Here is a 1,682-nt window from a genome sequence, read left to right on the forward strand (position 1 = left end):
GGTTTCCAGCAAGGTCGTCTACGTTGACATGCCCTCGCACCCGTTGGCCAGTCTTTCCGCGATCTTGCTTGTCTGCCCCGGGCGAACTGCCCGATCACCACCTCGGACAGGGCCTTATCGGTGGCCGGGGCGCCCCGCCGGGACCGCGCAGACAGCTCGGTACCGGGCACCGGGAGTGGCCCGAGGCCGTGTCAGAGTGGTCCGCATGATCCCCGCGAAGAAGCCCCAGCGGCAGTGGCTGCTCAGCGGTCCCTCGCCATCCTCACGATCGGCGTCCCCAGGCTCCTCAGCTCGGCCCGCTCCCTCGCCGAGAAGGCACCCACCCGCGGCGCTAGGGCCTGTCCGGCGGATCATGGGATCGCTCTACGTGGCGCTGCCATTTCCCTCTTTGGCCTCCAAGCGGGCTGCGGCACAGCCGTAGGGTTCTCGCTGTGACAGTTCACCGAATGCCCGCCGCGGAGGTTCCAGTCTCTGTCGAGCTGGTGCGCCGTCTGCTCGACGAGCAGCACCCTGACCTGGCGGACTTGCCGGTCGACGTGCTGGCCAACGGCTGGGACAACCTTGTGTGTCGGCTTGGCGAGGAGTTCCTCGTCCGGTTGCCGCGGCGCGCCATGGCCGCCGAGCTCGTCGCGCACGAGCAGCGGTGGTTGCCGGAGTTGGCCAGCTGCCTGCCATTGCCTGTGCCGGCGCCGGTGCGTATCGGTCAGGCGACTGCTCAGTACCCGTGGTCCTGGAGCGTCGTGCCGTTTCTCCCGGGCCGGATCGCGGCGCGATCGGCGCCCGACGACCCCTGGTCGGCCGCGGTGGCACTCGGCGGATTCCTTGACGCACTGCACATCCCAGCCTCTTCGGAGGCGCCCGTCAATTCGTTTCGCGGTATTCCGCTCGCCGGACGCGCCGAGGGCGTCCTGACCAGGCTGGCGCACGTCGATCCGGCCGACCGCGCCACCGCACTGCGAGTCTGGGAGACGGCTGCCGCTACGCCTGTTTGGGACGGGCCGCCGCTCTGGTTGCACGGGGACCTGCACCCGGCCAACATCCTTGTCGACCGCGGCCGGATCAGCGCCGTGATCGACTTCGGTGACATCACCTCCGGCGACCCCGCCAGCGACCTGTCCGTGGCCTGGATGCTGTTCACCGCAGAGCAGCGTGCCGCCCTTCGACAGGCGTACGGCCACGCGGACGACGCGACCCGGGAGCGGGCCCGCGGGTGGGCGCTTGCCCTGTCCCTGGTCTTCCTGACGCACTCAGCGGACAACCCGCTGATGCGCAGCATCGGCGAGCGCACCTTCCGCGCAGTGCTGGAGTAGCCGTCGTCCTCCAGGATGAGATCGCCTCGCCCCACGGCGATTGATGCCGCACTCGAGCATGCCGAGCCTTGTAGTCCTCCGCGTCGAACTTGGGCGGCCGACCGCCGCGAGAGTCGAGCTTCTTGCGGTTGCGGGCCTGGTCGGCCTTGTCCGGGATGGTGCAGCAGATACCGCGTCGGCGCAGGTAGGCGCGGTTCTTGCGGGACGCGTACGCCTTGTCGGCGCGGACCCGGTTGGGCCGGGTGCGGGGGCGGCCGACGCCCAGGCGGGTGACACGGACCTTTTTCAAGACGGGTTCGAACTGCGGGGAGTCTCCGCGCTGTCCAGCCGTGATCACGATGGACATGGGCTTCTGGCCCTGCTCGATGGCCA

1 protein-coding gene and 1 pseudogene are annotated in these 1,682 nt (G+C 69.5%); one reads left to right on the forward strand and one right to left on the reverse strand.

The window, feature by feature from the left end; translation table 11 throughout:
• Positions 1 to 431: 431 nt before the first annotated feature.
• Entirely contained in the window at positions 432 to 1,310 is an 879-nt protein-coding gene (locus tag LCE31_RS39470; protein ID WP_225023099.1) for an aminoglycoside phosphotransferase family protein, read from the forward strand.
• 18 nt (positions 1,311 to 1,328) lie between these two features.
• On the opposite strand, the pseudogene LCE31_RS41595 reads toward LCE31_RS39470, so the two are convergent.
• Positions 1,329 to 1,682: pseudogene (locus LCE31_RS41595) on the reverse strand (transposase); the annotation flags it as partial.

It is taken from the genome of Streptomyces sp. 8L, from assembly GCF_020176795.1.
Taxonomy (GTDB): domain Bacteria; phylum Actinomycetota; class Actinomycetes; order Streptomycetales; family Streptomycetaceae; genus Streptomyces.